Here is a 13,189-nt window from a genome sequence, read left to right on the forward strand (position 1 = left end):
AATGTGATTTGAACTCACATTAAGAACGGATGCGAGCCTGTAGTAAAAGACTTTCTGATCATCAATTTAATCAACGCAATCACCCCGAATGGCGACGGCCATAACGACTACCTGGATTACACCGACCTTCAGATCAAACAGGACGTAAGCATTGAGGTAGTAGACAGATATGGGGCGCCTCTTTTCAAATCTTCAGGAAAAAATTACAAATGGGACGGAAAAGCCGGAAACAGAAACCTCCCAACCGGAACATACTGGTACATCATCAAATGGACAGAACCTGACACAAAACTGCCGGTTTCCTATTCTGGTTGGTTGTTGATTAAAAACAGAGAATAATCTTTAAACTTTTGTTAATATTTTTTAATTATATGTTAAAAATTAATGTTACTTTTGTAAAAATCCTAATTCCATTTACTATGAAAAGATTTCTACTAAGTTTTGTTTTCGTGCTTCTGACATTTAACAGTCTTTTTGCACAAAGAGATACTGATCATTGGATTGCACCATATTATAACTCAGGTGGAACCTATTCAACTGCTGTATACCTTTCAACAGATTCTGTCACACCATTTGCCGTAAACATTTTCAGCAATAATGTGCAGATTAACACAGCACCAATTATGGTAAGTAAAAATAATCCTGTTACCTATGATGTGGCAAACTTTATTTCTACCACTTCCACTGCTGATGGCTTTAAAGTTCTAAATAAAGGCTTGTACTTAAAGGGAGCAAGTCCTTTTTACTGTACACTGAGAATGGCACAACTTGCACACGGAGAAATTGTAACCAGTAAAGGAAAAGCTGGAATTGGTAAACAATTTTATGTTGCAAATACTCCATATGCAGGAAGTGCAACGTCCCTTTACAGTTTTACCGCGGGAGTCTTAGCTACAGAAGACGCCACAACTGTGACAGTAAGCTGGCCAGGAACATTAACTTTTTTTGGACAGCCGGCTACCCCACCTTCTAATCCATACACTTTCACTTTAAATAAAGGTCAATCATTTATATTTGCCGGTAATGCTACAAGTGCTGCCCCTTTTATGGGCGCCAAAATAACTTCAGATAAACCAATTACACTTACCAATGGTAATATGAATGGGAATTTTGGAAATGCACCTTCCGGATCCGATGCTATTCTTGATCAGTCTGTGCCTACAGAAAGATTAGGAAGCACTTTTGCAATGGTTAGAACACTTTCTTCTAATTCGGATCTTGAAGGAGGTATAGTAATCGCAACAGAAGATAATACACAAATCTTTCTGAATGGTTCAACTACTCCTGCAGCCACTATTAATCAAGGTCAGTGGTACAGAATTTTAGGTGATGCCTATCAACTTCAAGGTACAAACGGACACTACAACATGCTTGTATCTACTTCAAAAAACACATATTTATATCAATTAGTTTCTGTAGATAACAGTAATGCTACCTGTGGATTTAATTATATCCCACCTTTAAACTGTTTCCTTCCGAGAAAAATTGACGAAATTGGTAAAGTTAACGAAATGCCTAACACGTCTTCAGCAATTACTCTTAAACTTAATATTCTTACTGAAACTGGTGCAACTGTTACGTACACCACAAATGGAGGTGCACCCATTACGCCTACTGCAGCGCAAGGTCCTTATCCTTTACAAGGTAATACAAACTGGGTGACTTATGCAATAGAAGGAGTAACAGGTAATTTAGCTGTTCAGTCTACTAAAGCGGTAACAGCGGGTGTAAATGGTGGATATAGCACTGCTGGCTACGGTGGTTATTTTGCAGGATTCAACTCCGTACCTGTAATTGCTAAGCAGACAGGGGATTGTGTACCGGGGATTGTTCTTGAGGTTGAAAGTGGATATGACGGCTACCAATGGTTCCTTAACGGAGTTGCAATTACCGGAGCAGTATCCAATACTTACACTCCTGTAGCTGCCGGAAATTACACCGTAACAGTATCTATGGGTACATGTACACCACTAACAACTCCTATTTACAAAGTTTATACCTGTTTAAAACAGACTGTTAAGAATCTAAATATCTGTGGATCTACAACAATTACTCCTGCATTTACAAGTTCTACCCAAACTCCTGTAGCAGGCACTGTATCAATTATTACACAGCCCAGCCATGGAACAGCTACTGTAAACACTTCAACTGGAGTAATATCTTACGTTCCTACACCAGGTTATTTAGGACCTGACACCATTGTATATCAATTCTGTGGAAATGCAGCAGAATTTGTAGACTGTGAAAAAGTTACCCTGAATCTTACATTAGTTCCGTTCGTTGTTAATGACAAAACATTAACTTCATGCCAGTATACTGATAAAGCAAGTTTTGACTTAACTACCGCCAATGTAATTGATTACACCGGAGTTACCAAAACATACTATCCAACTTTAAATGATTTGAATGCCAATCAGAATATCATTTCAAACCCTACAGCATATCTTTCCGCAGGAGGTTTCGTATATGTAAAAGTTACTACGCCGGAAGGATGTAAAGCTAACGCCAAAATTACGCTCATCGCGATTCCTATTAAGCCATCAGCAATTCTTGTAGACAAAACAATATGTATTGATGCAAGAACAAATCTTGACGCAGGACCTGGATACACAAGCTATCTTTGGAACACAGGAGCTACTACCCCATCTATTTTGGGTGTACCGGTAGGAGAATACTGGGTGAAACTTGAAAATAACGGATGTTTCGTAATTCAAACCGTAAAAGTGCTGAAAGCTCAGGAGCCGGTTATTACTACAATTGACATCAACAACACGACGGCTACTGTAAATGTAAGTGGAGGAAAAGCACCTTACAAATATGCAGTAGACACGCCTGGCACATGGCAGGATTCTAATGTTTTCACAGGTCTTTCCAGAGGGCAGCACATCTTCTATGTAAAAGATTCTTACGACTGTGCACCGGTGGCAGTGGAAGTTACAGTTCCGAATCTGATTAATGCCATCACCCCTAATGGTGATAATGTGAATGATTTTATAGATTACAGCGCACTGAAATATAAAGACAACCTTAGCTTTGTGATCTACGACAGATATGGTAATAAAATCTTCACAGGAGATAAATTCAATGACTATAAATGGGATGGTAAATTCTTTGAAAAGGGAGTGGTAACGGGAACTTACTGGTATCACATCAACTGGAATGAACCTAATGCCCAGAAAACTCCAATCAAATATACCGGTTGGATCCTCGTTAAAAACAGAGAATAAATCTTCTTTACACTATAAAAATAAATGCTGTGATTATCGTCACAGCATCTGTTTTTTGAATAATGATTTGAAAATATTTAAAAATTAAAGCAAATCATTACAATAAAATACTTATTTTTGCGAAAATCCTAATTCTGCTTATGAAAAAATTTCTACTAATTTTATTACTGATGATCTCATCGGTGAATCTTTTTGCCCAGCGGGATACAGAGCATTGGATTGCTCCGTTTTATGCATCTACTGCGAATACAGCACAGGCGCTTTATCTTTCTACAGATTCGGTGACTCCTTTTGTTGTAACAATCTACAGTAACAATATCGCATTGGGAACAGTGACGATAAGTAAAAATAATCCACAAACTTATGTGGTATCTAACGCCAATATTTCTGCAACAAACAGCAGCGAAGCATTTGCGGTGATCAGCAAAGGCCTTTACATAAATGGCGAGAAACCTTTCTACTGTACCTTAAGAATGGTGAACAGTACACAGCATGCAGAAGTGCTTACCAGCAAAGGTAAAGCCGGCATCGGTAAAGAATTTTTTGTTGCAGCTACCCCATCTCCGTTTAATAGTACTGGAAACAGTTTTACCGCGGGGGTAATGGCAACTGAAAACAACACAACTGTAACAGCTACATGGAGTAACACCATAGCGATTTCTTTTTTGGGTGCTACGCCTACTACGAATACTCATACTTTTGTTTTAAATAAAGGTCAGTCTTTTATTTTTGCAGGTTCGGGAGGTGTCGCGGCTAATATGCAGGCTTTTATCGGTGCTAAAATTGTATCCGACAAGCCTATTACTTTAACGAATGGAAACGTTACAGGGAACTTTGGTGCAAGCTCCAGTGTGGGTGCAGATATCATCCTTGATCAGTCTGTTCCTACAGAAAGGTTAGGAAACACATTTGCAATGGTGAAATCCCGATCACCCAATTCCAGCGACATCGAAGGTGGAATTGTGGTAGCTACAGAAAACAATACTTTGGTTTTCCTTAACGGATCTACCACTCCCGCAGCAACCCTCAGTGCTGGCCAGTGGTACAGAATTTCAGGTTCAGACTACATTCTGCAGGGAGGCTCACACAGAAATATGTTTATCAGCACCTCAAAAAATGTTTATCTTTATCAGTTGGTATCAGTAGATGGAAGTAATGCTACCTGCGGATTCAATTATATCCCACCGTTGAACTGTTTCTTACCGAGAAAAATTGACGAGATAGGCCGGGTAGGTCAAATGCCAACCGGAACTGCAGGCGCAAGTGTAATACCAAGTGGAACAATAGTGAAACTTAACATCCTTACAGAAGCTGGTGCTACCGTTACCTACACCGTAAATGGAGGCGCACCTTTGACCCCTACAGCAGCTCAGGGACCTTATACATTAACAGGAAACAGCAATTGGGTTACTTATGCCATAGAACCTATTACAGGAAACGTAGCCATCCAGTCTAACAAAGCGGTAACTGCCGGAATTAACGGTGGGCACAGTACTTCAGGATATGGTGGATATTTCGCTGGATTTTCTTCTATACCTTTAATTGCCAAGCAGACCGGTGACTGTATTCCAGGACTCGTACTTGAAGTAGACGACGGCTATGACACTTATCAATGGTACAGAAACGGAATTGCTATCCCGGGGGCTAACTCATATTCTTACACTCCTACCATCGCCGGAAACTATACCGTGAGAATTACGGTAGGCTCATGCCCACCTGCTACCACTCCTGAGTATAAAGTTTTTACATGTCTTCAGCAGACGACCAAGGCAGTAACAGTGTGCGAGGGATATTATAACATTGTACCCCAGTTTACCACTTCTACACAGACGTATTCACCTTCAAGTGTTACCATAATTACACCTCCTGCAAACGGAACAGCAGTACTGAACCCTGTAACAGGTGTGATAGGCTATACACCTAATTTTGGTTTTGCCGGTACAGATACGATTACCTATAAATTCTGTGGAAATGCTCCTGAGTTTGTAGACTGTGAGCAGACCACCCTTACATTTACAATAGCAGAAAGTCCTTCAGTTATAGATGCAACACTGAGATCCTGCTACTTAACGAGCAATGTTTCTACGGGATTATTTGATCTTACATCAGCAAACGTAACTCTTGTACTGGGAACAACCAAAAAGTACTATCCTTCATTAACAGATGCTCAGAATCAGACGAACGAAATCACAGCACCTACCACTTATGCTGCGCCAAACGGAGTTGTATATGTACGAGTAAGCAATACTAACGGATGTTACAGAGTTGCTGTGATTACTCTGATTGTTTTACCTCCTGTTTATTCAACAGTTCTAGTGGATAAGGAAATCTGTATTGAAGACAGAACTGTTCTTGATGCAGGACCGGGATTTGACGCATATACGTGGAGTAACGGTGACACTACACAATCGATCAGTGACGTTACAGTGGGTAACTACTGGGTAGATTTGAAGACAGGTGATTGCACTACAAGACAGAAAGTGACTGTTTACCCCACTCAGCAGCCTGTAATTACAAATATTGAAGTATCAGGAACTACAGTAACGGTGTACGTAACTGGAGGTACTGCACCTTATCAATATTCAATTGACAATAACAAATGGCAGGAATCTAATGTCTTTCCTGATTTGACAAGAGGTGATATCACAGTTTATGTGAAAGACAGCTTTAACTGTGTACCTCAGCAGGTGAATGTTACAATCCCTAACATCATCAACGTAATTACTCCGAATAATGATGGTGTAAATGATGTTTTGGATTATTCTGCACTCGCAAACAAACCTAATCTTACCTTCTCAATTTTTGACCGCTATGGTGTAAAAATCTTTGAAGGAAATAAAGACAGAGGCTACAAATGGGACGGAACAGTAGGCGGTAAAAGAATTTCCACAGGAAATTACTGGTACAGTATCAGCTGGAACGAAAACAACAGAACTCAAACACCTGTGAAATTCTCAGGTTGGATTCTTTTGAAAAACAGAGAATAATACTGAATTTACATCAATAATTCAAAACCACAGTCCTTAGGCTGTGGTTTTTTATGTTATTTTAAACATTTAGTAAAAATTAATTATTAAATTTGTAGAAACCATATCTCCGATGAAGAAAATTCTATCCTTTTTTCTTTTAATCTTCATATATACCGTTTCGCTGGCGCAGCTTGATCGTGAGCACTGGTTTGCACCGATGGTAGACCGTACAGGAAATCCAAATCCTTACCAGACTTTATATCTCTCAACAAGCAGAACAACACCCTTTCCCGTTAATATTTACAACAACAATACAATAATCGGTACGGTAACCATCAGTAAAAACAATCCTCAGAAGTTTGATGTATTAAGAAACTATATTATTACTACCCTTCAGGCTGATCTTTTTACTACATCCACTAAAGGTCTTTATCTCAAAGCTGATTTTCCTTTTTATGCCAATTTGAGATTTTCAGTCTTCAATCACGGAGAAATTATTACTTCAAAAGGAATTCCTTCTACAGGTACAACTTTTCATGTTGCCACAGCTCCTATCACGGTGAATAACGGTATTCTCAACTTTATGACGAGTGTTTTGGCAACAGAAGACAATACACAGGTCACCATTTCCGGATATAAAAATACGGTACAGTTTTCAAACGGAACAACAGGAGCCACTAATCCTACTTTAAGCTTTACATTAAATAAAGGCCAATCTTATATTTTAGACGGAAACGGGACTGTACCAGGAAACTGGGATGGTTTTATTGGAGCAGAAATCCAGTCTACCAAACCTGTAAATGTTACCAACGGAAACTTTAATGGCCAGTACGCCGGAAATATTCCGTTAAGCTCTGATATTCTGATGGATCAGTCTGTTCCTGTAAACCGTTTGGGAAGTGAGTTTGCTTTAGTGAAGGGAAATGGAAGTATCGGGTCTAATATGGAAGGCGCTCTGGTAATTGCTACCGAAGACAATACACAAATTTTTGTAAACAATGAAATACCGCCTCTTACAACGCTTAACACCGGACAATACTACGTTGTTCCAGGCAGCAAATACATTCTGCAGGGATCAGGACATTACAATTTATATTTAAGAACAAGCAAAAATGCCTACGTTTATCAAACGCTTGCCGGCAATTCTTCAGCAGCAGATGAATTGGCAACAGGAGGTTTTAATTTCATTCCGGCTCTGAACTGTTATCTCCCGAAACAGATCAACGAATTGGGTTTACTGAATGAAAATTTTGTTCACACCAATGTAAATCCTTCAGGAGTTTTAAATATTCCTACCAAATTAAATTTAATTACAGAAAGAGATGCCGTCGTAACGATTAATGGCGTTGCTCCACCCGCAGGAACAGGACCTTTTACCATGTCCGGAACCAGCAGTTGGGTTACTTACGGAATTCCCAACATCACGGGAACAATCACAGTAAATTCCACAAAAGCAATCACCGCAGGAATTACTGCCGGTAGTGATGCGGTAGGATATGGCGGCTTTTTCGCAGGATTTCCTACACAGCCGGTAATTTTAAAAACAGGAACCTGCATACCCGGAGTTGTACTTACTGTGGATCCTATTATTTATGATACCTACCAATGGTTCAGAAACGGAAGCCCGGTTACAGGAGCAACGGGAACATCATATACACCCACGCAGTCCGGGAATTACACAGTTTCCGTTACGATGGGCAGTTGTGCACCGTTAGTTTCGGTACCAATTCCTGTACAGAACTGCACCAAACTTACAAGTGTAAGCTATGACATCTGTACCGCCAAAACATTTATACCAACATTTTCCACTTCCACACAGACAGCCGTACCGTCTACTGTGGCACTGGTTACAAATCCGTCTCTGGGAACAGCTACAATCAACGCAACTACGGGAGTGATAACGTACAGTGTGACCAATCCTACAGTTGCAGGAACAGATACGTTTTCTTACACATTCTGTGGGAACGACCCTGATTTCCCAGATTGCGAAACGGTAACAGTAACCCTGAACATTGCTCCGGTAACAGTTACCAATGCTACGCTCACAGCATGCAGCGTCAACGGTACCGGTACATTTAATCTCACTACCGCTAATGTGACAGCCAACAGCCCGGTAGTAAAGACTTATTATACGAGTTTTGCGGCGGCACAGACGGAAAATGCGGCGGGATTAATTACTGCCACAACAAACTACCCCGCGGCTGCCGGAACAATTGTTTATGTTCTGATAAAAAACACAGCAGGCTGCAGCAATATTGCACAAATTACTCTTAATCATTTTCCCACCATCAATATATTACCCAATCACAATAATGCTCTTTGTGACGAGAATTTTGACGGAACGGTAAATGTTGTTTTATCTGATATAACTCCCATCATCCTCACCAATTCTGCCTATTTTCCGAATGTAAGTTACTACGCAAATCTCTCCGATGCGATGAACGGAAACACAAATACCCTGCCCAATAACTGGAGCTACTCTGCCAATACCACGATCTACGTAAGAGTAACCTCTCCGGACGGTTGCGGTTCGGTGGTACAGTGGGTTTCTTTCAGTGTCGGAACAAAACTGGCGCTTTCAGCAACTACGGCTTCCCAAAATTACTGTGATGATGATTTAGACGGTGTAAAACAGCTGAATCTTTCACAATTTGTGAGTCAGTTTACTACCGATCCTTTAGTTTCAGTAAGTTATCATCCTACTTTGGCTGATGCTCAGAACGACACAGCTCCTATCAGTAGCACTGTAACTCTTACAGGAATACAAACATATTATCTCAGATTTAAAAAGAGTGGATTCTGCTCTAATGTAGCAACCATTACCTTAACTTTAAAAACTCCGAAAAAATCTGACATCCTTACAGACAAAACAATCTGCCCTAAAGCTGTTACCAATCTGGATGCAGGCCCTGGCTTTACTTCTTACAGCTGGAACACGGGAGCAACTACTCAAACGCTGGCAAATGTACCGGCAGGAAATTATTGGGTGGATCTCACGTTTGATGGCTGTACCTACAGACAGTTTGTAACAGTATCACAATCTTCACCTCTCATTATTACCGGGATTGATATTAACGGAACAACGGTAACTGTAACTGCAAGCGGCGGAAATCCTCCTTACGAATATTCTCTTGATGGCTTCAACTGGCAGGCCTCAAATGTTTTTAAAGAAGTACCCACCGGCAACCAGACCATCTATGTAAGAGATTCTCAACAGTGCGAGATTGTTCAGCAGACTTTTGTGATCATCAACCTCATCAATACGATTACACCAAATGGTGATTCAGTAAACGATGTTATTAACTATTCTGCTTTGATGGATAAAGAAAATCTTGTTTTCAGAATCTTTGACAGGTACGGAGCAGAACAGTTCCGTGGAACGCCGCAGAACAGATTTACATGGGACGGACTGGTGAAAGGAAGACATGTTTCTACAGCCACATACTGGTACTTTATTTCCTGGACAGAGAATAAAATTATTAACGTGAAATACACAAGTTGGCTCCTGGTTAAAAACCGTAACGACAGCCTTTGGGACAGGTAATTTTGTTTTAATAACAATAATTAACAGTATCGCCTCAAGTTTAATATAATTTTAACCCGATTTTCGAAACCAAAAACATTTATTAAATATAATGTTATGTAATTTTGCAACATTATATGAAGAAGCTTATTACTCTTTTGTTTTTGGGTTTTATCGCTCAGATCAACGCACAGCTCTATTCCGGTGAGGTATTTCTGAGAGACAATTCGCAGATGTATCTTAACCAGGTCTACGTTACCAATTTGCAAACCATGCAGACTGTTTTGGCCAATTACAACGGTAATTTTCAGCTTTCTGCAAGTCCCGGAGACATCATCAGATTCACAAGTATCGTAACTGAAAGGAAAGATGTAAAAGTTACAGCCGGTATGCTTTCCGCAAATAATTTTGTAGAGCTAATGATAGCCTACTACGATATTCAGGAAGTGGTGATCAGCAGGTTTCGTCCTACGGGAAATCTGAGGTTTGATGTAAATTCTATCCGTAAAGAAGATAAAAAATATGCTCTGAAAAAAGTAATCGGCCTTCCCGAACCGAAAGGAGACGGAAATTCGCCGGAACTTCCTGTAGCAGGCTTCCGTGATGGCGGGCTTACATTCAGCATTGAAAGCATTTTTGACGTTCTTTCGGGAGAAAGAAAAAAGAAGCAGCGATACGTAGCTTATGAAAGAATGAACTCTTCGGTTACTCAGATAAAAAACGTTTTAGGAACAGATTATTTTACAAAGTCTAAAATCCCAGAAAACCTGATAGACAACTTCCTTCACTTTGTATACACCTCAGAAAACATAGAAGTGTACGTACAAACCGGAAATTTTGATGCGATAAAAATGCCGATTGAAAAGTATCTGCCCATTTATCAGCGAAGACTGAAAAACTCTCACTTACAGGACATTATTAAGAATTAAGCAAGTGTATATTTTAACATTATAAAATTTCTGTTATCTAAAATTTCAAACCTATTATTCAAAATCAAGAATTGACGGGACAGATAGCATTGCACAGGAAAACCCAATGTGATGTCAAATGGTTTCACATGAAATCTACACAGATCTGTTACTTTTAAAATACTTATTTTTGAAAAAAATTTTTGAAAAAACAAATTACTTCAGACATGAAAAACCTTTTAATTTTTCTTTTGACCTTATCTTTTGCAGGATTTTCGGCACAGAAAAAAGGAAAAGACTACAGCAATATCCTTAAAAGCAAAAGTATTTACGAAATCAATGCTTTTCTCCGTGACGCGCATCCCGATGATCCCAAGAGAATCATTCTTAAACCAAGAGTCATGGAAATGATGAAAGAATACATCGCCAGCGCCGCAGACCCTAACGACAAGAAGGTTAAAGAGATGCAGGAAGATTTGGCCATGCTGAAAAGAAAACCCTCCACCAAAATAACCTTCGAAGAATTTAATGCTAAAATTAAAGAGAAGCAAATTGCAAAATACCGAGCTATTTTAGCAACCAACAAAGTTCCGGTAAATTATACCAAAAGTAACCGCCAGAATGTGTATGTCACAGCAACTCCTGCCGGTGCAAAAGCACCTGTGATTGTAGATACTGAAGCAGATGAATTCAATATGCTGATGGGAATGAGCTCTGCCGAGCACAAAGATAAAACAGTGAAAATTCTGAATTCTCTCTTTGACAATGATCCCAATTCTAAAGAAGCGATTGTAATGATTGAAAATAAATCTGACTGTAACATTATTGTACGAATGGAAGGCATCGGTAACACAAAATACAGACTCGCTGTTCCCGCTCATGACGACAATTCTGTGGTAGTTGCCAAAGGAAACTATTTATTTACAAGTATTGTATGTGGGGCTCAATATGCTTCACAGAAAACCATTCAGAAGCCGATTATGGTGGCATTGGGAAGCTCAAAATAGCAAAGATTTCAATCTTAATATCAACTAAAAGAGACGCTTGCTGTCTCTTTTTTTGTATTTTTGCACCTTTGAAACTGAAATATGGGTAAAAATAAATTAGTAAGATTTGCAGAAAACAAAACACTTCCAAACGTTGTACAGCCCACACGTGAAGAGGCTTTAAACGGATTCCCACTCAAAGGAAACTGGAATAGAGATTTTTTTAAAAACGATCATCCCATCGTGCTTGAATTAGGTTGTGGAAAAGGCGAATATTCTGTGGGGCTGGCTAAAACTTTTACCGATAAAAATTTCATAGGAATTGATATCAAAGGAGCAAGATTTTGGTTTGGTGCCAAAGAAGCTGTGGATAACGGTATGAAAAACGTTGGTTTTCTGCGAAGCCAGATCGAGTTGGTAGATCACTATTTTGCTGAAAATGAAGTTGACGAAATCTGGATTACTTTCCCAGATCCACAGATAAAATACAGACGCACAAAACACAGACTCACCCATCCGGATTTTCTGGAACGGTATAAAAAATTCTTAAAACCGGGAGGGATTATTCATCTTAAAACAGATTCTGAATTTTTACACGGATACACTTTGGGCTACCTTCAGGGTGCAGGCCACGAAATCATTTCTGCCCATCACGATATTTACGGAGCCGTAGAATATGACCCCAATACACCCCATCTTAAAGATATCAGAACGTATTACGAAGAACTGTTTTCTGCAAAAGGTAAAACAATTACCTACATCAAATTCAGAATAAAACCATAAAAATAAAAACACAAACAAATGAAGAAAATTCTGTTCCCTCTTGTTTTTTTCAGTCTCATCATTCAGTCTTGTGCAGCTAACGAGCATAAAGACAATATTTTAAACAGCACAAACATTGCGGAGATTGAAGAATACATTTCTAAAGCAAATTCTGAAAATCCCAAGAGAAGGATTCTGAAACAGCGTGTGATTGCCCTGAAAAATGCAGATTGGGTAAAAGGAAGAAAAGATGCCAAACCGATGGCAGCCAGACCCGTAATTATGGATCTGCCTTCGAAAAACTCATTCAAAAAAAACAGTCCGGAATCTGAAGCAGTTTTCAAAAAGCTTCTCGCCAAAACCCCTGAAGAACACAAACAAAACACAGTGAAACTTCTTAACAGCATTTTTAATCAGGATATTTCTGGTAATGAAGTGATATTATTGCTGAAAAACAATTCAGACTGCAATCTTGTGCTGGAAATTTCCGGAAAGAAATTTTATAATCTTCCCGTTCCCGCCATGAGTGAAAATACTTTGGTCTTAGATAAAGGTATGTATACTCTATCCGGAAACGTATGCGATGTACCTTATAAAAGCATGAAGGAGTTCAGCAAAAGCGCCCTTATTATTCTGAGTAATCCCGAGACTGTAACCAAAGAATCTCTGGAAAAAGAAAAAGAAAAAACAGCAATACCGAAAAAAAAAAACCACTCTAAGACAAAAAAGAAAAAGTAACATTAGTGTACTTACTTTTTATCTAAAGATATTCCGAAACGCCAACCCTTTTGCAAACCTTACTGTGAAAGGGTTT

The 13,189-nt window shown here is 39.3% G+C and carries 8 protein-coding genes; all 8 read left to right on the top strand.

Annotation, left to right across the window (positions count from 1 at the left end):
- Positions 1-69 precede the first annotated feature (69 nt).
- On the top strand, positions 70-339 hold the full coding sequence (locus ASG31_RS19165) for a T9SS type B sorting domain-containing protein (RefSeq protein WP_410493181.1): 270 nt from the start codon (positions 70-72) through the stop codon (positions 337-339).
- An 80-nt stretch (positions 340-419) separates the two neighbouring features.
- Entirely contained in the window at positions 420-3,227 is a 2,808-nt protein-coding gene (locus ASG31_RS05440) for a gliding motility-associated C-terminal domain-containing protein (RefSeq protein WP_056029041.1), read from the top strand.
- 140 nt (positions 3,228-3,367) lie between these two features.
- Entirely contained in the window at positions 3,368-6,214 is a 2,847-nt protein-coding gene (locus ASG31_RS05445) for a T9SS type B sorting domain-containing protein (RefSeq protein ID WP_056028974.1), read from the top strand.
- 112 nt (positions 6,215-6,326) lie between these two features.
- Positions 6,327-9,740 (top strand): T9SS type B sorting domain-containing protein, encoded by a 3,414-nt coding sequence (locus ASG31_RS05450; RefSeq protein ID WP_056028975.1) that lies wholly within the window; start codon positions 6,327-6,329, stop codon positions 9,738-9,740.
- A gap of 116 nt (positions 9,741-9,856) precedes the next feature.
- Entirely contained in the window at positions 9,857-10,648 is a 792-nt protein-coding gene (locus tag ASG31_RS05455) for a hypothetical protein (RefSeq protein ID WP_056028977.1), read from the top strand.
- A 182-nt stretch (positions 10,649-10,830) separates the two neighbouring features.
- Positions 10,831-11,634, top strand: a complete 804-nt coding sequence (locus tag ASG31_RS05460) for a DUF6759 domain-containing protein (protein WP_241493137.1) — start codon at positions 10,831-10,833, stop codon at positions 11,632-11,634.
- Between the two features lie 81 nt (positions 11,635-11,715).
- Positions 11,716-12,396 carry a tRNA (guanosine(46)-N7)-methyltransferase TrmB gene (gene trmB / locus ASG31_RS05465; protein ID WP_056028981.1) on the top strand — a complete coding sequence of 227 codons (681 nt, stop codon included), beginning with the start codon at positions 11,716-11,718 and terminating at the stop codon, positions 12,394-12,396.
- 18 nt (positions 12,397-12,414) lie between these two features.
- Positions 12,415-13,113 carry a DUF6759 domain-containing protein gene (locus ASG31_RS05470; RefSeq protein WP_056028983.1) on the top strand — a complete coding sequence of 233 codons (699 nt, stop codon included), beginning with the start codon at positions 12,415-12,417 and terminating at the stop codon, positions 13,111-13,113.
- Positions 13,114-13,189: the final 76 nt, after the last annotated feature.

It is taken from the genome of Chryseobacterium sp. Leaf404, assembly GCF_001424145.1.
GTDB lineage: Bacteria > Bacteroidota > Bacteroidia > Flavobacteriales > Weeksellaceae > Chryseobacterium.